Source organism: Stenotrophomonas sp. PS02297, from assembly GCF_029959705.1.
Classification (GTDB): Bacteria; Pseudomonadota; Gammaproteobacteria; order Xanthomonadales; family Xanthomonadaceae; genus Stenotrophomonas; species Stenotrophomonas nitritireducens.
In genome coordinates this window covers 1-17,501 of the sequence record NZ_JASCOS010000015.1, presented here as the reverse complement: position 1 = coordinate 17,501, position 17,501 = coordinate 1, and the positions used below count along the sequence as shown (strand labels likewise).

Sequence of the window (17,501 nt, the reverse complement as noted above, 5' to 3'; positions counted from 1 at the left end):
AGGGAGGATTTGGGGCGGGCCGCTGTTGCCGTCATTGCCATGTGTGCGTTCATTGAGGTCGCCGCACAGGCAGGAATTGCTGTTGCTGTTGCTGTTGCTGTTGCCGTTGATTTTTCTTCTGCCCTCCGGCTTTTGACCCCTATCGCCGTAGAGCGAGCCGAGCACCGCAGCGGGCCGAGGGGCGAAGAGGCGCACGTGTCTGAGCGAAGCGAGTTGTGCGCCGTCCCCTCGGCACGCGAGGAGCGCAGGGGACCGGCGGGCGCAGCCCGACGGATCGCGTCCCGGCGCGTGCTTTCTCTTGGTTACTTCTCTTTGCACGAGCAAAGAGAAGTAACTCGCTCCTGCGAAGCAGGAGTGAAAGCCTTGCTTTCAAGCTTCCGCCCTGGCTCCGTGCTTGAGCTGCTGTCGTTTCGCTCCAGGAAAGCCAAGACAAGGGCAGGAGCAGGATCAAGTGCTTTCGCCCCCCTTCGGGGCGCGAGCTACTTTTCTTTGCTCGTGCAAAGAAAAGCTAGCCAAAAGAAAGCACGCCCTGCCTACGCGCCCGACGCGCTACGCGCCCCGGGTCCACTACGCCAGCGGGATTTTTCTACGCGACATCCCTGTCGCGTAGAAAAACGGCGTGCATCCCTGCACGCCGCCCTTCGGGTTTTTCCCGCTGGCTCCGTCGCTGCGGAAGGGAACCCTGAAAGTCAAAAGCCAAAAACAACCGCAACCGCAACCGCAACCGCAACCGCAACCGCAAAGGATTTTGTGCTTTCGCGCTCGTCCGCAGGCATCGCATCCGGCATGAGGGCCGACGCATGAGGCCCGCACCGCTGCTGATCGCACTGCTCGCCCTGTGGGGCCTGCTCGGCATCCCCGTCGCCCTGCACCTGCTGCCCACCGGAATCTGGACTGCAACCGCATGCGCCATCGCCCTCCCCACCCTGGCCGACGCACTATGGCTGCGGCGCCGCCCCACGCCCACGGTACGGCGCGAACTGCCCGAAACCCTGGCCCTGGGCATCGAGCGCGAAGCCTGGCTGCAACTGGACAGCTTCGGCAAGCAGCGCGTGGACGTGTTCGACCTGGTGCCCGGCGGCTGGACCACGCGAGGCCTGCCGCGTACGTTGCGGCTTTCACGCGCCAGCGAATCCCGCTTCAGCTACCACTTCACCCCCGGCGCGCGCGGCGCCTTCGCCTTCGACGGCGTGCAGCTGCGCCTGTATTCGCCGCTGCGGCTGTGGCGGCAATCGCGCATCGCCGGGCCAGCGCAGAAGGTACGGGTCTACCCGAACTTCGTGCCGCTGACGCGGCTGGCCCTGCTCAGCGCGGAAATGGCCTCGCGCCTGGTCGGCGCGCACCTGAAGCGCCGCCGCGGCGAGGGCACCGACTTCCACCAGATGCGCGAATACCGCGTCGGCGACAGCCTGCGCCAGATCGACTGGAAGGCTACCTCGCGCGCGCGCAAGCTGATTTCGCGTGAGTACCAGGATGAGAAGAACCAGCAGCTGGTGATGATGATCGACACCGGCCGGCGGATGCTGGCCGACGAGGGCGGCCTGTCGCACTTCGACCATGTGCTCAACGCCTCGCTGGTGGTGTCCTACCTGGCGCTGCGCCAGGGCGACGGCGTGGGCCTGTTCGCCAGCGGCGGCGAAACCCGTTGGGTGGCGCCGCAGCGCGGGCTCGGTGCGATCGACACGCTGCTGCGCGCCAGCTACGACCTGCAACCGCAGCCGGTCGCCACCGACTACCTCGCCGCCGCCACCGGACTGTCGCTGCGGCAGTCGCGGCGCTGCCTGGTGATGCTGGTGACCAACGTGCGCGACGAGGACATCGAGGACCTGCTCGCCGCCGTGCGCCTGCTGCAGAAGCGGCACCTGGTATGCGTGGCCAGCCTGCGCGAGCGCGAACTGGACGATGCCCTCTCCCGCAGCGCCGATACGCTGCCCGATGCGGTGCAGGCTGGCGCCATCGCCCGCTACCTGCAGCAGCGCGCCGCCGCGCACGAGGCGCTGCGCAGCCATCGGGTGATGGTGCTGGACGTCACCGCCGAAGAACTGCCCGCCGCGCTGGTGGAGCGCTACCTCGCGGTCAAGCGCGACGGGCTGTTGTAGCGCCGGGCAACGCCCGGCGGGGCTTCGCCGGCAAAGCCCCAGCGGGGCGATGCCCCGCTCTACAGAGCGGGTGCGGCCGGCTGGCGTCTGCTGTGCCTTGATCGTGCCGCCCTGCGGTTGGCTTCCATCCCATTGATGTGTAGCGCCGGGCAGCGCCCGGCGGGGCTTTGCCGATAAAGCCCCAGCGGGGCGTTGCCCCGCTCTACGGGTGTGTCGGCGTCAGACGTAGATGCGCGTGCTTCCCTGCGGGGCATCGTCGATGATCGCGTGCGGCAGGAAACGGGCGCTGTCGCGGGTGATGCGGCTGTCGTCTTCGCGCACGCCGATGCCGCAGGCGCGGTCGCCCACGATCCAGCTGCCGACCATCGGGTAATTGCCCTCGAACGCCGGCAGCGGATGGAAGGCCTGCACGATGCACGGCCCCGCATACGGGCCTTCGCTTTCCTGCCAGCGGCCGTCGCTCATGTGCATGGCAACGTTGGCGCCCTCGCGCGAATGCAGCGGCTTGCGCACCCAGCCGGCCGGCAATGCGCTGCCGTCGTCGAAGTGCGCTTCCAGCAGGTTGGGATGACCGCGGTGGCGCTGCCACAGCAGCGGCAGGATGCCCTTGTTGCTGAGCACCGCCTTCCACGCCGGCTCCAGCAGCTGCACGCCCGAGCCGGGCAGCGCCGCGCCGAATTCCTCGCGCATCAGGTCCTCCAGCGGATACAGCTTGAACAGGCTGCCGATCACGGTGTCGTCCAGATCGGTGAAGCGCCCGTCGGCTGAAAGGCCGATGTCCTCGATGGCGATCGCCGCGCCGTGCAGGCCGGCCTGCGCCGCGCAGTCGCGCAGGTAGGCGACCGTGCCCTGGTCCTCTTCCGACTCGCGCACCGCGCTGAAGTACAGCGGCGGCGGCAGCTGCGCCGCCAGTCCAGCGAAGCGTTCGACCAGGGTCTCGTGCAGGGAATTGAACTGGTCGGCCTGCTGCGGCAGCGCGCCGCGGTTGCGCTGGTCTTCCAGCCATTGCCACTGGAAGAACGCCGCCTCGTACAGCGAGGTCGGCGTGTCGTAGTTCAGTTCGTACAGTCTGGCCGGGCCGTTGCCGTCGTAGGCGAAGTCCAGCCGCCCGTAGAGATGCGGATCGCGACGGCGCCAGCTTTCGGCGATCCAGTCGCGGAACGGCGCGGGAATCGCCAGCCGCTCCATCAGTTCCTCGCTGGCCACCACGTCGCCGACCAGGTCCATCGCCATTGCATGCAGCTCGGCGCTGGGGTCTTCCAGGTCGTTTTCGATCTGGCGCAGGGTAAAGGCGTAATACGCGGTTTCGTCCCAGTACGGCGCGCCGTCGATGGTGTGGAAACGGAACCCCGCCTCGGCGGCACGCGCGCGCCAGTTGGAGCGCTCGGCGATGGCAACCCGCCTCACCGCATCAACCGCCGACGGTGGTGCGGCCGCCGCTGCGCGAACCGAAGCCGCCGCGGCTGGCGGTGACGGCGCGGTTCGGTTCGCTGGTCACCGGCGCCAGGCCGGCCTTGCCGGCACCGATGCCGCTGGCGGTGTTCAGGCCGCCGCTGCCGCCCGGGGCAGCCGGCTTGGCCCAACCGTTGGCGTTGTCCTTGAACGCAGGCTGCGCGGCCGGCGGAGCGGCCACGGCACCTGCGCGGTTGTTGAGCATCTGCGACATGAAGAAGCCCATCATCATCGGGCCGACGAACGAGGTGCCGGCGCTGGTGTGCTGCTGCACGCACTGCTCGGCCGGGTACTCCTTGGCGCACTCTTCCTTGCTGGCGTACTTGGGCGCGGCATCGGCGGCCTGCTGCTGCGCGGTGGCGAAGGCCGTGCGGCAGGCGGACGGATCACCGGTGGCTTCGCTGCAGGCTTCCACCGAGGTGTACAGCCCTTCCTGCACCTGTACGGCCTGTTCCTGCTGGCAGGCGGTGAACAGCAGCGGCGCGGTGCTCATCAGCAGCAGCGCGGTGGTCCTGGATCGCTTCATCGTCGATAACCCCATGAATTCGTTCCCGGATGATGCCCGATCCAGCCCCGTGGACGGAAATCGGCGTCCCATCCAACCTGAACGTCTTTTCAGGTTGAAGGACCGGACCGCCCGCACGGTCCGCGGCCCTGACGACCACCGTCTTCTCCCCGCGTGCGCCTTGCGCGCCCGCTTTCCAGCCGCCATTCCCACCAGGGCGATGGTTGCAACAGCAACCGGGTTCTTCATGCAGAATCGTTCGCACTGCGTTTTTTCTGCCTTCCCCATGCCCGAATACCGCTCGAAAACCTCCACCGCCGGCCGCAACATGGCCGGCGCCCGCGCCCTGTGGCGCGCCACCGGCATGACCGATGGCGACTTCCACAAGCCGATCATCGCCGTGGCCAACTCCTTCACCCAGTTCGTGCCCGGGCACGTGCACCTGAAGGACCTCGGCCAGCTCGTGGCGCGCGAGATCGAAGCGGCCGGCGGCGTGGCCAAGGAATTCGACACCATCGCCGTGGACGACGGCATCGCCATGGGCCATGACGGCATGCTGTATTCGCTGCCCAGCCGCGAAATCATCGCCGATTCGGTGGAGTACATGGCCAACGCGCACTGCGCCGACGCGCTGGTGTGCATCTCCAACTGCGACAAGATCACCCCCGGCATGCTGATGGCCGCGCTGCGGCTAAACATCCCGGTGGTGTTCGTTTCCGGCGGGCCGATGGAAGCCGGCAAAACCAAGCTGGCCGAGCACAAGCTCGACCTGATCGACGCGATGGTCGCCGCCGGCGACGAAGCGGTCAGCGACGAGCAGGTGGCCGCCATCGAGCGCAGCGCCTGCCCCACCTGCGGCTCGTGCAGCGGCATGTTCACCGCCAACTCGATGAACTGCCTGACCGAAGCGCTGGGCCTGTCGCTGCCGGGCAACGGCACCGTGGTGGCCACGCACAGCGACCGCGAGGCGCTGTTCAAACGCGCCGGGCGCCTGGTCGTCGAGCTGTGCCACCGCTGGTACGGCGGCGAGGACGCCAGCGCCCTGCCGCGCGGCATCGCCACCTTCGAGGCCTTCGAGAATGCGATGACGCTGGACATCGCCATGGGCGGCTCGACCAACACCATCCTGCACCTGCTCGCCGCCGCGCAGGAGGCGGAAGTGGCTTTCGACCTGCGCGACATCGACCGCTTGTCGCGGCAGGTGCCGCAGCTGTGCAAGGTCGCGCCGAATACGCCCAAGTACCACATCGAGGACGTGCACCGTGCCGGCGGCATCATGGCCATCCTCGGCGAGCTCGCGCGCGGCGGCCTGCTGCATACCGATGTGCCGACCGTGCACAGCCGCACCCTGGGCGACGCCATCGCACGCTGGGACGTGACCCAGGTGCAGGACGCCGCCGTGCACGAGTTCTACAAGGCCGGCCCGGCCGGCATCCCCACCCAGGTGGCCTTCAGCCAGAGCACGCGCTGGCCGTCGCTGGACACGGACCGCGACGAGGGCTGCATCCGCGACGTCGCCCACGCCTTCTCCAGCGAAGGCGGCCTAGCCGTGCTGTACGGCAACCTCGCCGCCGACGGCTGCGTGGTGAAGACCGCCGGCGTGGACGAATCGATCCACGTGTTCGAAGGCAACGCCCGCGTCTACGAAAGCCAGGACGCGGCGGTGAAGGGCATCCTCGGCAACGAGGTGCAGGCCGGCGACGTGGTGGTGATCCGCTACGAAGGCCCCAAGGGCGGGCCTGGCATGCAGGAAATGCTCTATCCCACCAGCTACCTGAAATCCAAAGGCCTGGGCAAGGCCTGCGCCCTGCTCACCGATGGCCGCTTCTCCGGCGGCACCTCGGGCCTGAGCATCGGCCACTGCTCCCCGGAAGCCGCCGCCGGCGGCGCCATCGGCCTGGTCCGCGACGGCGACCGCATCCGCATCGACATACCGCAGCGCGGCATCCACCTGCTGGTGGACGACGCCGAGCTGGCGCGTCGCCGCGAGGAACAGGCCGCACGCGGCTGGAAACCGGCGCAGCCGCGCCCGCGCAAGGTCAGTACCGCGTTGAAAGCGTATGCACTGCTGGCGACCAGCGCGGACAAGGGCGCCGTGCGGGACAAGGCGCTGCTGGAAGGGTGATCGTCCACACCGGCGTGCGTTCCTCCCCGGCTCGCACACCCCTGTAGATGCCGGGCTCGCCCGGCATACGCCATCAATCCGAACCCGATCCTGCCCCCGGCAAACGGTCCAGCGGACTCAACAAGCCACCGGCGCCACGCCCCAGCACGTGCGTGTAGATCTGCGTGGTCGCCACGTCCTTGTGGCCCAGCAGTTCCTGCACGGTGCGGATATCGTGGCCCGCTTCCAGCAGATGCGTGGCAAAGGAATGCCGCAACGAATGACAGGTGGCCGGCTTGGCGATGCCGGCACGCATGCGTGCGGTTTTGATGGCCCGCTGCAGGGTCTCCTCGCCCGCGTGATGGCGCCCTGCTCGGCCACTGCGTGGATCAACAGAAATCCGCTCGGAAGGAAACAGGTACTGCCAACCCGGCTCGCTGTCGGCATTCGGGTATTTCCGTGCCAACGCATGCGGCAGGTATACCCGCCCGCGGCCGGCGACCCGGTCCTGCTCATGCAGCTGCAACGCCCGCTCGCGCTGCCGCAGCAGACGCCCGCGCAATGATTCCGGCAACGGTACCCGTCGATCCTTGTCGCCCTTGCCGCTGCGCACGCAGATTTCCTTCCGGGCAAAATCCACGTCCTTGATCCGCAGGCGCAGGCATTCCAGCAGGCGCATACCAGTGCCGTACAACAGGCGCGCCATCAACTCGGGCAGGCCTTCGGGCATGGCAGCCAATATGCATGCCACTTCCTCCTGCGACAACACCACCGGCAGCCGGCGCGGTCGCTTGGCACGTACCACTTCCTCCATCCAGGGCAGCTCGATCTCCAATACCACCCGGTAAAGGAACAGCAATGCCGACAACGCCTGGTTCTGCGTGGCCGCCGCCACCTTGCCCTGCGTCGCCAGGCGGGTAAGAAATACCTCGACCTCCTTCGCCCCCAATTCCCTTGGATGGCGCCTGTCGTTGGCGAGAATGAAACGCCGGATCCAACCGGCGTAGGCCTGCTCGGTGCGGATGCTGTAGTGGCGCAGCCGGATCCGCTCACGGACCAGATCAAGCAGGCGCGGCGATCTGGGCTCAAGTACACCAGCAGATTGAGGGGTGTAATCCATATGGCTGTGCTCCTGCGGCATAACGCTGCCATCCTGCAGCCCGCGCCACATCCACCTCCATCACCCAACCCATTGATACGAGGTAGGATTTATCCGGTTCACAAGGCAACGGGAAGCAGCGATACTCCGGGCAACGCCGCAGGTAGGCGGCCGAATAGGTGTTAGGCCTCACAAGGAGCAACATCATGGATTCGATTAGAAGCCTCTTGCTCATCGGCTTCGTGTTTCTCGCCAATGGAATCGTCTTTCTCATCATTGGCCTAACCACTCAACTAACGGTCTTCTGGGCACTCGGCCCCTCGCTCACGGCGCTAGGTGTCGCCTTCTTAGCTATTTCCAAGTCTCGCAAAAGCGCTCACGGCACCTCTTCCCTACCGGGCAAGTGAGGCCTAACAATTCATTCAATCCGACGCCGCCTCGCGGCGCGGCTTAACTCAAGCGTTAGGGGGCTATGTTGGGACGCTACCGTCTGACCATGCTTTCAGTTGTCTTGGCTTGCACGTCGTGCGCTTCGCATCCCAGAGTTGATGTGGCCCAATGCAAAGCTCAGGGCGGTACGGTTCGGGGTGTGGGTATGTTGGCCGCACCAGCCTGTGTCGTTCCCTACACGGATGGCGGCAGGGAGTGCAAAGATGGGGCGGAGTGTCAGGGTATGTGCAAGGCCGCACAGGATGCCGTCATAGGGGCTAAAGCCGGTGGCACGTGCCAAACGGATACGCATGACATCTACGGATGCTACAACGAGGTCAAGGCGGGGATGGTTGTGGCTGGCATGTGCTTCGACTAGCCGTGGCGCCCCCTAACAATTCATTCAAGCCGACGCCACTTCGTGGCGCGACTTAATTCAGGTGTTAGGTGGAATGGGGGCAGTGGGCAGGTGGCTCTGGCTTCGGCCAATGCGCTAATAGTTTCCCGGTCGGCCCCGGCAAGCAGTCATCACCGCCGCGTGTGCCGGCAGGCTCTCCGCTCCGGCTCAGGCGTTACCTGTTCCACGCAATCATTGTTGTCACCTCGGTGGTTCCGCGCTTCATGCATCGACAGGCAAGCCCCGTCATGCAAGCTGTGGCACCATCGGGTTGCATCAGGTAGTTGGGGAGGCGGCACTGGCCCAGGGACGGATCACTGGCCCATTCCCGCCTAACAGTTCGTCCAAGCCGACCGCTGCTTCGCAGCGTCGGCTTAACTCAGGTGTTAGACGTGTGGATCAAGTGATTCGGCAATTTGTAGACCTGTGTGTCGCAAACACGCCTGCCCCCGAGGCAGACGTTGAGGCCGCTTGTGTGAAAGCAGGCATTTCGCGCGATGCGTTCTACGATGATCTTGCTTGGTACGTCGCTAATGAATTCGCCGCAGGTCGGCTCGCCTTTGAGGACGGGGACGCGGCAATGAACTGGATGTTTGGTATGGCGCAGTTCGCTCTGCCAGATTTGGCCTTTGAGGTGTTCTCAGCCTTTGATGACGGAGAGTTCGACCGCCCTGAGGTTCCAGGCGGCAATAACCCGGTTGCCCTTTACACGCGGCCGCACATTGCTGAGATCATTGCTCGCGGCCACACGTCTAACAATTCATTCAAGCCGAACCCGCTCCGCGGGTCGGCTTAATTCAGGCGTTAGACATCATGAGGGACTCAGTGACCGCCGAAATTTCGACGCAACTATCCAAGGTGCTTAGTGTTATCGAGCACCATCTGGAACCGACGTTGCTTGCCGTACATTTGTACGGCTCCGCAGTGGATGGCGGCCTGAAGCCATACAGTGATATTGATTTGCTGGTTACTGTGACCGCAAGGCTTGATGACACAACGCGGCGAGCTTTGTTCAACGATCTTTTGGAGGTTTCGGCTTTCCCAGGCGAGAGTGAGATTCTCCGCGCTATAGAAGTCACCATTGTCGTGCACGAAGACATTATGCCGTGGCGTTATCCAGCCAAGCGCGAACTGCAATTTGGAGAATGGCAGCGCAATGACATTCTTGCGGGTATCTTCGAGCCAGCCACGATCGACATCGATCTGGCTATCTTGCTAACGAAAGCGAGAGAACATAGCGTGGCTTTGGTAGGTCCGGCGGCGGAGGAACTCTTTGATCCAGTTCCTGAACAAGATCTAATCAAGGCGCTGAATGAAACCTTGAAGCTATGGAACTCGCAGCCCGACTGGGCCGGCGATGAGCGAAATGTAGTGCTTACGTTGTCCCGCATTTGGTACAGCGCAGCAACTGGTAAAATCGCGCCGAAGGATGTCGCTGCCAACTGGGCAATGGAACATCTACCTGCCCAGCATCAGTCTGTCTTGCTTGAAGCTAGACAGGCTTATCTTGGGCAAGAGGAAGATCGCTCGGTCTTGCGCGCAGATAAGTTGGAAGAATTTATTCACTTCATGAAAAGCGAGATCACCAAGGTGCTCGGCAATGATGTCTAACAATGCGTTCAAGCCGATGCCGCTTCGCGGCACGACTTAACTTCGGCGTTAGCAGACATGAAACGGCTCGCAGCTTTGATGGCCTTGGCTCTTGCGCCTGGCTCGGCCTCCGCCGATGACGCGGATAAACAATGCGCGTCTTGGGTTAAGGAGATCCTGTCCGGTTCTGCCGACGCCTGCTCCGACCTCTGCCCGCAAGCCAAGCAGTTCGATCATTACGACTATCTGGCTGGCCTTAAAGCTGCCTTCGCCTCTGAGCAAGGGCTCGAGAACTTCCTTGCATATCTGGATCGATCAAGCATCATTGGCGCAGGTGCGGAGCCGCATGCCTGCTCAGTTCTGGCCTTGCTGTTGCATTGGGGCGATCAGCGCTTTTCCGGGTCGCTGGCCAAGCAATCCGATATGGCTAGGAAGCAAGCGATTGGTCTGTTGGACTACACGGGGATCGACAGCTTTCAGTCTAAGTTTCCTAAAACCTATCGACTGGCACCACACGAGTAGTCTGCTAACAATTCATTCAAGCCGACGCCGCTTCGCGGCACGGCTTAACTCAGGCGTAAGACCGCAGAAGTAGATTCATTGCTGCTTCTGACCGTCACTGCTACAGACGCCAAACATCCGCCCCGGGGATACAGCACGTAACGAGATCAGAGGAAGTCGTGTGAAAAGCAACGCCTGGATCTTAAAGCTGTCATGGCCGATGTTGTTGTTGATGCTAGCGGTGTGTTTCAGGGGGCAAGAGAGCGGCGCTCGCCCGAACGGAGCTCCTGCACTCGGAAGCTCAGTCGAGGCGCGCCCGACCAGTGCAGTTGCCTTGCGCCAACCCGGCTTCCTGAAGTCAGAAACCACCCAAGTCAGTCAGTACATACGCCGGATGTTTCAGGACAAAGCTGGCGACATATGGTTCGGCACTAATGACGACGGCGTAGTTCGGTATGACGGCAACGCCTTGCACTACTATTCAGTTGAGCAAGGATTGGCGGGCCGAACGGTAAGAGGCATCGTTCAGGACCGGAATGGCCATCTATGGCTCGCCACTTCGGGCGGCGTCTCACGATACGACGGCAAGTCGTTTGCAAACTTTACCGCACGTGACGGGCTACCCGATGATGATGTATGGAGCCTGCTGCTGGATCGGTCGGGAGTCCTTTGGATAGGCACTGCGGGTGGCGTGTCGCGCTACGACGGAAACACTTTCTCCAACTTCGAGATCCCGGGGGTCGATGTCACCGGTCATGCGGCCAGCCTGATGTGGAGTATCGCCGAGGATCGCGATGGAAATATCTGGTTCGGTTCCAATGGCCGGGGTGCCTTTCGTTACGATGGGTCCAACATAGTCCGTTTCTCCAAGCAGGATGGGCTGGGTAGCGATATCGTGCAGACGATCATGCAGGACCGGGCAGGGATCCTCTGGTTCGGCACCCGCGATGCCGGACTGAGCCGCTACGATGGGATTGCATTCGCTCATTCATCGATGAAGCCCGACGCTGATGGCGGCTATGTTTGGACGATGCTGGAAGATCGGGCGGGGTTGCTTTGGGTGAGCCTCCTGGGCGACGGCCTGTATCGCCATGATGGAAAGTCATTCACCCATTATTCGAGCGCAGACGGTCTTGGAAACACCTATGTTCAAAGCATCCTGGAAGACAGGGATGGAACTCTTTGGGTGGGCACATCGGGCGGCGTGTACCGTTTCGACGGGAAGACCTTTTCGAATTTCACCCGAGAAGATGCTGGAAGGAAACTCTGAAGGCTTGCTGCACGATAAGGCGAGCTTCCGCACGCTGCAGCGCAGGACCGAAAATCGCTGGGATCCATTGCAGTACAACGCCAACCAGGCCTGCAGGCCGCCTGCGGCCCAACAATCACTCAAGCCGACGCCGCTCCGTGACGCAGCTCAGCTCCGGCGTTGGCCACCAAGGAAAGCATTCGTGACCGTCAGAATACAAGTTGCACAAAGCAGCAATGAGATCGCCGCGTGTCATCCGATAATCCGTGAACTCAGGCCGCATCTCCAGGAGAAAGATTTTCTCAACACGATAAACAGACTGAGCCAGACCACTGGATTCAGAATCGCCTATCTGATCGACGAAGACATAAAGGCGGTGGCGGGATACCGGATTTCCGAATGGCTCCATTCCGGAAAATACCTTGAAATCGAAGACCTCGTCACCAGGCAGACCGAAAGATCAAAGGGCTATGGTGATCATCTGTTCAACTGGCTTGCCGCCGAAGCCAAACGTGAAGGCTGCCGCCAGCTGCGGCTGGTATCTGGCGTGAAACGCACGGACGCGCACCGGTTCTATTTTCGAAAAGGCATGTTGCATGAGGCCAATTATTTCTCCATTGATTTATAGGATCCTGCATGGCACCTGACAATTTGCCCGAGCTGACGCCACTTCGTGGCGCGGCGTGGCTTGACATGGACATCAGCCATCATGGCAGGTAGTCCTGTTCGCATCGTTGACGCAACGCCACCTACGGCAGGAGAGATCGAGCTCCTTGGCAGCATCGGCATGATCGGGTTTTGGATCAGCGTGTTTGCCTTTCTTTGCGTGGCCATGGCGGCCTTGTTCGTTGCCGTAAAGACCCGGTTGCCTGGCCGCTTCAGCGTTCTGGCAAGTACGCTCCTACTTCCGGCGTGGTGGATTTTCGAGCAGTCTTGGGGCGGCAGCCTGGAGATGACGTTCGGCCCTGAGGCACATCTGGCCACGCTCACCGTGTATGCCGTATTTGCAGTACTTTTCTCTTTCGGGTTCGTGCGTATGTGCATGCACTTTCTCAAGCAACCACAGCCTGCCGGACACCATGACTGACAATTGGTTCAAGCCGGCGCTGCTTCGCACGCGGCTCAACTCAAGCGGCAGATGTGCATGGAGAGATCATGAAAATTTCAAGCATGAAAGACCTCATCGACCGCTACCTGGCTGCCTACGACGTTGACGGCATGCTTTCGCTTCTTTCCCAGGATGTTCGCTTCGAGAACTATTCCGGCGATCAACTCGCAGCAGCGACAAGTGGCATAGATGAGTTCAGGAAACTCGCAGAGCAATCCAGGTCGTTGTTCTCCGAGCGCGAGCAGCGCATCGCAGGCCTGGAATTCGGCCATGATTCTGCCATCGCAGTCATCGCCTACCGGGGGAAACTGGCCGCAGACATTCCCGATGGCCCATCGGCAGGCACCGTCCTTTATCTTCAGGGCGAATCAGAATTTTCGTTCGGCAATGGGCAGATCACAAGAATTGTCGACCGCAGTTGAGTGCACCCTGACAACGCATCCAGGCCGCCTTCGCTTCGCGGCCGGTCCCGATCCAGCAACAGTCTTCTGAAGCTGCTGCCCAGGCCATGGTCAAATTTCCGGTACGCGTTTCATAACGCCGATTGGCATTGACGATTCCCGGCAGCTTGCGCATGCAGGCCACCAGCGCGGCCCTGCGCTGCTTTCCGCGCCCATGCAGTTGCTGGCATTACGCTTTCATCAGCGGCTCTCAACGCATCGCTGACAGTGTGGCCTACCTACGCTGACGATCGCCGTGCGCGGGGCGGCGTTGTCCGCCGCCTTGGCCACCATCCCGATTCATGGGCGCCACGCCGGGCGGCTTGGCGATCCATCGGCGACCGAGATGACCCGACTCGGGCAGCAACGCCAGTACGGTGGCTTGGAAGACCGGGCCGAGTCCCTCGCTGGATCGCACGCCAGGCCATCCATACCTTTTGATCAGTACATGGATGGCTTGATTGATCGCGATTCGGCGGCGGGCCAATACGGCGATGGTACGGGCAACCCGCTTGCGCATCGATGCTGGAGCCACCGCCGCCTGCTGTTTCTTTGCCTGCAACGTCACGACCTCCTGAGCGCTTCGACGCAGTCGGTCGCGCATCTCACGCTGCCATGGTGGCCGTGCCTGGCAGGGACGGAAGGCGATCGGCAAAGAGCCGCGCCATCAGTGCCCGCAAGGGGCATCCATGGCATCGGTCCTGGCCAGCTCGCCCGTGGCTCGCGCGAAGCTACAGGCTTGGCATGGGCACACCCGCGCAGTCCACAGGCCAGCATCGCAGCAGGCTTCCAACTGCGACTGCCTGTAGCCGCCGATGGAGCCCACCACGATTCCGGTCGACTTCAGTACTCGCAGCCGCTGGATGGCCTTGGCCGTTCCGGTTGCGGTGTTGGGAAACGGGCTACTTCGCTCGGCACTTCCAGCAGCTGATCCAGGCGGGTCTTGATCACCGCGATCCCTGCTGCCGCCATGGCGTTTCTCCGCTACAGTTGGCTGGTCGTCAGCATCGCGCCGCAGGTCCGCGCTCATCAGTTCGAGGGAAACCCCGACCCGCTGTCCGGACGCTGGACGCGAGGTCCGACGTACGCCCCATGCTGAATCATGGTGGCGCCGACACCGGGACGTTATCGGGTACGCACGCCGGGCTCTCGGCACCCAGGCCGGGGAAACTCAAGGCATGAAGCGTGAGCCTGCCAGGCTGACGGCAGAAGATGGAAAAGGAGTAATGCATGTTCAAATTCCGCCTTGATGGCGCAAATATTTATGTCAAATCCGGCCTGCTTTTCCTGGCCATCGCCGTCGTCGCCTTTGCCTCGACGCTGTTCCTGCGCCCTGCCGCGGAATCAACGCGATTTCTTCTTATCTGGCTTACGTTCGGAAGCTTCCTGGGTGGCGTCACTCTCTATTTCATCGGGCGCGTCATCCATATCGCCAATCGCCGTGACGCAGCCTGACAACTCATTCAAGCCGACGCCGTTTCGCGGCGCCGCTTGGCCCAGGCGCTAGACCTTCGGAGAGTCCAATGAAGACCGCCTGGGCAATCGCCGCATTGCTGCTGCCCGCCTCGGTTCTTGCCGACGATGGTGGCGCGGCTGTTCCAGATCGCTTTCTTGGGCATTGGGCCGGAAGCCCTGACTCTTGCGGGTCGGACGCGGACGACATGGTTCTTCGCATCGCGCCCCGGCATATTTCCTACTGGGAAAGCGATGGTCCAATCAGAGCTGTGGTGACTCGTGGAGACGGCGAGATCGCTCTGATCTCTGAACTATCGGGTGAGGGGGAGACTTGGCTTTCCACTGCAAACTTCAAGCTCTCTCGAGATGGGCGTCAGCTGATTGACGACACCTCCGTGCCAAGCCAGAAATTCGTCCGGTACAAGTGCCCAGACACGGTGCGCAGGCGATCCAACACCCCGTTCAAGCCGAACCCGGTTCGCGGCTCGGCTTGACGCAGGCGTCAGGCACACAGGGAGCAGGACCGGCCATTCGACTCGCCGGAGCCGGTGATCGTGGACATCGCCTACCGCGGCAGGCTGGCCATGGACGTTCCAGTGGGCCCACTGCGGGCGCGCTCATCGAGCTCGGCAGGAGTCGGAATTCCCCTTCTCCCAGGCGCGTATCGCCCGGCTGTTCGACCGCCGCCGAGGCCCACGCGCCGCCTTCATGTGGCTGGCGAGGCTGCAGGCAGTGCCCGCAGATTGGAAGATCGCCGCCGGGTCGGTGAAAATGGGGCTTCAGACCGTCGCCACGCCGTCGCCGGCCCCAGCCAAGAGTCCCTGCATGAACATTGAAGCTTCCTCCGCCCTTCCGCCGCGCGAAGCGATGGAGTTCGACGTGGTGATCGTAGGCGCCGGCCCGGCCGGCCTGGCCACGGCCATCCGCCTGCGCCAGCTGGCCATGGAGAAGGGCCAGGACCTGTCGGTGTGCGTGCTGGAAAAGGGCTCCGAGCCGGGCGCGCACATCCTCTCCGGCGCGGTGATGGACCCGCACGCGTTGAGCGAGCTGTTCCCGGACTGGCAGGCCAAGGGCGCGCCGCTGAAGCAGGCGGTGACCCGCGACGAGTTCCTGTTCCTGGACGAGACCGGCGCCAAGGCCACGCCGAACTGGCTGCTGCCCGAGTGCTTCCAGAACCACGGCAACTACATCGTCAGCCTGGGCGAAGTGACGCGCTGGCTGGCGCAGCAGGCCGAGGCGCTGGAAGTGGCGATCTTCCCGGGCTTCGCCGCCGCCGAGGTGCTGTACGACGACAGCGGCGCGGTGATGGGCGTGGCCACTGGCGACATGGGCATCCACAAGGACGGCACGCCGGGCCCGAACTTCGAGCGCGGCATGGAACTGCACGCCAGGTACACGATCTTCGCCGAAGGTTCGCGCGGCCACCTCGGCCGCCAGCTGATCAGCCGCTTCAAGCTCGACGAAGGCAAGGACCCGCAGAGCTACGGCATCGGCATCAAGGAGCTGTGGCAGATCGACCCGGCCAAACATGAGCCGGGCCTGGTGGTGCATGCCGCCGGCTGGCCGCTGGATGACGACACCTACGGCGGCGCGTTCCTGTACCACGCCGATGGCGGCAAGGTTTCGATCGGCTACGTGGTGGGGCTGGATTACAAGAACCCGTGGCTGAGCCCGTTCGAGGAGTTCCAGCGTTTCAAGACCCACCCGGCGATCCGCAAACACCTGGAGGGCGGCAAGCGCATCGCCTATGGCGCGCGTGCGATCACCGCCGGCGGCATCCTGTCGCTGCCGAAGACGGTGTTCCCGGGCGGCGCGCTGGTCGGCTGCGAAGCCGGCTACCTCAACGTCAGCCGCATCAAGGGCAGCCATGCCGCGATCAAGACCGGCATGCTGGCCGCCGAGGCCGCGTTCGATGCATTGGTGGCTGGCCGCTCGCGCGATGAGCTGAGCGCCTACCCGGAAGCATTCGAGAACAGCTGGCTCAAGACCGAATTGTTGCAGTCCAAGAACTTCAAGCAGTGGTTCAAGAAGGGGCGAACGCTGGCGACGCTGATGACGGGCATCGAGCAGTGGCTGTTGCCCAAGCTGGGCCTGCGCAATGCGCCGTGGACGCTCCACCGCGCCCAGGCCGATCACCAATGCCTGGAGCCGGCGGCCAAACACTCGAAGATCGACTACCCGAAGCCGGACAACGTGCTGACCTTCGACCGGCTGAGCTCGGTGTTCCTGTCCTCGACCAACCACGAGGAAGACCAGCCCAGCCACCTGACGCTGAAGGACCCGACGGTGCCGGTACGGATCAACCTGGCCGAATACGCCGGCCCTGAGGCGCGCTACTGCCCGGCGGGCGTGTACGAGTTCGTTGGAGAAGGTGCCGACACGCGACTGCAGATCAACGCGCAGAACTGCGTGCACTGCAAGACCTGCGACATCAAGGACCCGACCCAGAACATCGTGTGGGTGACCCCGCAGGGCGGCGGCGGGCCCAACTACCCGGCGATGTGATGGCGCGACCGCGCGTGGTTGCCGGTATGGGAATGGAGAAGGCTTCGCGTTCCGGCGGGCAAGCCCGGCAGCTGCGGATGCGCTGGCGCAAGGGTGCCGTGCGGCGCTGCATCCTGCTGCTCGGAATGGGCGCCGCGTTGTGCGCCTGCGGCCAGCGCGACGCGTTCAACCACGCCACCGATGCCACGCCGCATCAACGCGAACTGGAGCGGGCCTTCGCCATCTGCGCCGGCTGCCACGACACCCGCGCCGATCTGGGACACCGTTTCGGCCCCAACCTGCACGGCGTGATCGGCCGCCATGCCGGCAGTGCGCCGGGCTATGCCTACTCCGAGGCGATGAAGAGCAGCGGCATCGTCTGGAATGCGCAGACGCTGGATGCCTTCCTCGCCTCGCCGCAGAAGCAGGTGCCCGGTACGCGCATGCTCAATGCGACCTCCGACCCGCAGCGCCGGCAGGCGGTGATCGAGTACCTGTCCACACAGAAGTAGCCGGCCAAGCGCAGCCGATGGAATCCATCGGCTGGGCTTCGGGATACAATCCGGGCGCGGTTCAGCCGCCGATATGG

General features: G+C 63.5%; 19 protein-coding genes. 14 read left to right on the top strand and 5 right to left on the bottom strand.

Annotated features, from left to right (window positions below):
• Window positions 1-800: 800 nt before the first annotated feature.
• On the top strand, window positions 801-2,099 hold the full coding sequence (locus QMX80_RS05650) for a DUF58 domain-containing protein (protein ID WP_282275786.1): 1,299 nt from the start codon (window positions 801-803) through the stop codon (window positions 2,097-2,099).
• Between the two features lie 219 nt (window positions 2,100-2,318).
• On the opposite strand, the gene QMX80_RS05645 is transcribed toward QMX80_RS05650, so the two are convergent.
• Both QMX80_RS05645 and QMX80_RS05640 read right to left on the bottom strand, forming a co-directional pair.
• Window positions 2,319-3,506, bottom strand: coding sequence for a glutathionylspermidine synthase family protein (locus QMX80_RS05645; protein ID WP_282275785.1), 1,188 nt, complete (start codon window positions 3,504-3,506; stop codon window positions 2,319-2,321).
• A 4-nt stretch (window positions 3,507-3,510) separates the two neighbouring features.
• Entirely contained in the window at window positions 3,511-4,077 is a 567-nt protein-coding gene (locus QMX80_RS05640) for a DUF1190 domain-containing protein (RefSeq protein WP_273084854.1), read from the bottom strand.
• 265 nt (window positions 4,078-4,342) lie between these two features.
• Between QMX80_RS05640 and ilvD the strand changes: the two genes are divergently transcribed.
• A complete protein-coding gene (gene ilvD, locus QMX80_RS05635) occupies window positions 4,343-6,181 on the top strand; it encodes a dihydroxy-acid dehydratase (protein ID WP_282275781.1) in 1,839 nt (612 codons plus the stop codon).
• Window positions 6,182-6,254: 73 nt separating this feature from the next.
• On the opposite strand, the gene QMX80_RS05630 is transcribed toward ilvD, so the two are convergent.
• Entirely contained in the window at window positions 6,255-7,280 is a 1,026-nt protein-coding gene (locus QMX80_RS05630) for an integron integrase (protein ID WP_282275825.1), read from the bottom strand.
• Window positions 7,281-7,465: 185 nt separating this feature from the next.
• On the opposite strand from QMX80_RS05630, the gene QMX80_RS05625 reads away from it, so the two are divergent.
• From QMX80_RS05625 to QMX80_RS05590, 8 genes are all read left to right on the top strand, one after another.
• Window positions 7,466-7,666 carry a hypothetical protein gene (locus QMX80_RS05625; protein ID WP_057505123.1) on the top strand — a complete coding sequence of 67 codons (201 nt, stop codon included), beginning with the start codon at window positions 7,466-7,468 and terminating at the stop codon, window positions 7,664-7,666.
• 813 nt (window positions 7,667-8,479) lie between these two features.
• Window positions 8,480-8,881, top strand: coding sequence for a hypothetical protein (locus tag QMX80_RS05620; RefSeq protein ID WP_282275778.1), 402 nt, complete (start codon window positions 8,480-8,482; stop codon window positions 8,879-8,881).
• A 17-nt stretch (window positions 8,882-8,898) separates the two neighbouring features.
• Window positions 8,899-9,696 carry an ANT(3'')-Ia family aminoglycoside nucleotidyltransferase AadA13 gene (locus QMX80_RS05615; RefSeq protein ID WP_001424636.1) on the top strand — a complete coding sequence of 266 codons (798 nt, stop codon included), beginning with the start codon at window positions 8,899-8,901 and terminating at the stop codon, window positions 9,694-9,696.
• A gap of 57 nt (window positions 9,697-9,753) precedes the next feature.
• Window positions 9,754-10,197, top strand: a complete 444-nt coding sequence (locus tag QMX80_RS05610) for a hypothetical protein (protein ID WP_055772904.1) — start codon at window positions 9,754-9,756, stop codon at window positions 10,195-10,197.
• Window positions 10,198-10,357: 160 nt separating this feature from the next.
• Window positions 10,358-11,446, top strand: a complete 1,089-nt coding sequence (locus QMX80_RS05605; RefSeq protein ID WP_152984061.1) for a two-component regulator propeller domain-containing protein — start codon at window positions 10,358-10,360, stop codon at window positions 11,444-11,446.
• Complete coding sequence (locus QMX80_RS05600) at window positions 11,427-12,053, top strand: GNAT family N-acetyltransferase (RefSeq protein ID WP_082443803.1); 627 nt, start codon at window positions 11,427-11,429, stop codon at window positions 12,051-12,053. The genes QMX80_RS05605 and QMX80_RS05600 overlap by 20 nt, the downstream gene beginning before the upstream one ends.
• 81 nt (window positions 12,054-12,134) lie before the next feature.
• The gene (locus QMX80_RS05595) at window positions 12,135-12,512 is read left to right on the top strand and encodes a hypothetical protein (protein ID WP_282275775.1); all 378 of its coding nucleotides are present in this window, start codon (window positions 12,135-12,137) and stop codon (window positions 12,510-12,512) included.
• A gap of 68 nt (window positions 12,513-12,580) precedes the next feature.
• Complete coding sequence (locus tag QMX80_RS05590) at window positions 12,581-12,955, top strand: nuclear transport factor 2 family protein (protein ID WP_282275774.1); 375 nt, start codon at window positions 12,581-12,583, stop codon at window positions 12,953-12,955.
• 253 nt (window positions 12,956-13,208) lie between these two features.
• Here QMX80_RS05590 and QMX80_RS05585 read toward each other — a convergent pair whose 3' ends face one another.
• Both QMX80_RS05585 and QMX80_RS05580 read right to left on the bottom strand, forming a co-directional pair.
• Window positions 13,209-13,577, bottom strand: coding sequence for a hypothetical protein (locus tag QMX80_RS05585; protein WP_282275773.1), 369 nt, complete (start codon window positions 13,575-13,577; stop codon window positions 13,209-13,211).
• Window positions 13,578-13,816: 239 nt separating this feature from the next.
• A complete protein-coding gene (locus QMX80_RS05580; protein WP_282275772.1) occupies window positions 13,817-13,945 on the bottom strand; it encodes a hypothetical protein in 129 nt (42 codons plus the stop codon).
• 258 nt (window positions 13,946-14,203) lie between these two features.
• Between QMX80_RS05580 and QMX80_RS05575 the strand changes: the two genes are divergently transcribed.
• The 4 genes from QMX80_RS05575 to QMX80_RS05560 all read left to right on the top strand — a co-directional run bounded on the left by QMX80_RS05575 (window position 14,204) and on the right by QMX80_RS05560 (window position 17,424).
• Entirely contained in the window at window positions 14,204-14,428 is a 225-nt protein-coding gene (locus tag QMX80_RS05575; protein ID WP_055772891.1) for a hypothetical protein, read from the top strand.
• Between the two features lie 68 nt (window positions 14,429-14,496).
• Entirely contained in the window at window positions 14,497-14,922 is a 426-nt protein-coding gene (locus QMX80_RS05570) for a hypothetical protein (RefSeq protein ID WP_282275766.1), read from the top strand.
• A 331-nt stretch (window positions 14,923-15,253) separates the two neighbouring features.
• A complete protein-coding gene (locus QMX80_RS05565; RefSeq protein WP_282275765.1) occupies window positions 15,254-16,933 on the top strand; it encodes an electron transfer flavoprotein-ubiquinone oxidoreductase in 1,680 nt (559 codons plus the stop codon).
• Between the two features lie 32 nt (window positions 16,934-16,965).
• On the top strand, window positions 16,966-17,424 hold the full coding sequence (locus QMX80_RS05560) for a c-type cytochrome (protein WP_282275764.1): 459 nt from the start codon (window positions 16,966-16,968) through the stop codon (window positions 17,422-17,424).
• Window positions 17,425-17,501: the final 77 nt, after the last annotated feature.

Bases quoted from the DNA above. Each gene is read 5' to 3' on its own strand.
- QMX80_RS05650 (WP_282275786.1), top strand. From the start codon at position 801: ATGAGGCCCGCACCGCTGCTGATCGCACTGCTCGCCCTGTGGGGCCTG.
- QMX80_RS05640 (WP_273084854.1), bottom strand. From the start codon at position 4,077: ATGAAGCGATCCAGGACCACCGCGCTGCTGCTGATGAGCACCGCGCCG.
- ilvD (WP_282275781.1), top strand. From the start codon at position 4,343: ATGCCCGAATACCGCTCGAAAACCTCCACCGCCGGCCGCAACATGGCC.
- QMX80_RS05630 (WP_282275825.1), bottom strand. From the start codon at position 7,280: ATGGATTACACCCCTCAATCTGCTGGTGTACTTGAGCCCAGATCGCCG.
- QMX80_RS05625 (WP_057505123.1), top strand. From the start codon at position 7,466: ATGGATTCGATTAGAAGCCTCTTGCTCATCGGCTTCGTGTTTCTCGCC.
- QMX80_RS05615 (WP_001424636.1), top strand. From the start codon at position 8,899: ATGAGGGACTCAGTGACCGCCGAAATTTCGACGCAACTATCCAAGGTG.
- QMX80_RS05610 (WP_055772904.1), top strand. From the start codon at position 9,754: ATGAAACGGCTCGCAGCTTTGATGGCCTTGGCTCTTGCGCCTGGCTCG.
- QMX80_RS05600 (WP_082443803.1), top strand. From the start codon at position 11,427: ATGCTGGAAGGAAACTCTGAAGGCTTGCTGCACGATAAGGCGAGCTTC.
- QMX80_RS05595 (WP_282275775.1), top strand. From the start codon at position 12,135: ATGGCAGGTAGTCCTGTTCGCATCGTTGACGCAACGCCACCTACGGCA.
- QMX80_RS05590 (WP_282275774.1), top strand. From the start codon at position 12,581: ATGAAAATTTCAAGCATGAAAGACCTCATCGACCGCTACCTGGCTGCC.
- QMX80_RS05585 (WP_282275773.1), bottom strand. From the start codon at position 13,577: ATGCGCGACCGACTGCGTCGAAGCGCTCAGGAGGTCGTGACGTTGCAG.
- QMX80_RS05580 (WP_282275772.1), bottom strand. From the start codon at position 13,945: ATGGCGGCAGCAGGGATCGCGGTGATCAAGACCCGCCTGGATCAGCTG.
- QMX80_RS05575 (WP_055772891.1), top strand. From the start codon at position 14,204: ATGTTCAAATTCCGCCTTGATGGCGCAAATATTTATGTCAAATCCGGC.
- QMX80_RS05570 (WP_282275766.1), top strand. From the start codon at position 14,497: ATGAAGACCGCCTGGGCAATCGCCGCATTGCTGCTGCCCGCCTCGGTT.
- QMX80_RS05565 (WP_282275765.1), top strand. From the start codon at position 15,254: ATGAACATTGAAGCTTCCTCCGCCCTTCCGCCGCGCGAAGCGATGGAG.
- QMX80_RS05560 (WP_282275764.1), top strand. From the start codon at position 16,966: ATGGAGAAGGCTTCGCGTTCCGGCGGGCAAGCCCGGCAGCTGCGGATG.